Here is a 423-nt window from a genome sequence, read left to right as displayed (position 1 = left end):
CGATACGTCGTTTCAATTTTCAGCTTGTTCCGGATTGTTAAAGAGCATAATACTTCGCAGCACACCGTTTCCGGTTTGCTCTGAAGTATTGTTTTGAGTCACTGTAATGGTGGAGCTAAGCGGGATCGAACCGCTGACCTCCTGCGTGCAAGGCAGGCGCTCTCCCAGCTGAGCTATAGCCCCATACAGTTACTGCAGAGACCACTACTACCACTCACCAGGAGTTCCGTTTTTGACAAACGGTAATTTCTTTTCAGGCAAGGCAAAGTGGCGCGACGTATAGTTCACTATACGAGCGGCGCTTTAACGCAGCATGAGAAGAAATTTGGTAGGCCTGAGTGGACTTGAACCACCGACCTCACCCTTATCAGGGGTGCGCTCTAACCACCTGAGCTACAAGCCTGTAGAGGTTTTTTCTGCTCG

At 49.9% G+C, this 423-nt stretch carries 2 tRNA genes; both read right to left on the bottom strand.

What is annotated here, in order from left to right:
• Positions 1 to 107: 107 nt before the first annotated feature.
• Positions 108 to 183, bottom strand: a tRNA-Ala gene (locus MWH02_RS23060).
• A 143-nt stretch (positions 184 to 326) separates the two neighbouring features.
• A tRNA-Ile gene (locus MWH02_RS23055) sits at positions 327 to 403 on the bottom strand.
• Between the last annotated feature and the right edge of the window lie 20 nt (positions 404 to 423).

The organism is Pantoea leporis (genome assembly GCF_028048155.1).
Lineage (GTDB): Bacteria > Pseudomonadota > Gammaproteobacteria > Enterobacterales > Enterobacteriaceae > Pantoea > Pantoea leporis.
The sequence above is the reverse complement of the archived record's forward strand: the minus strand, read 5'-3'. Positions and strand labels throughout refer to the sequence as shown.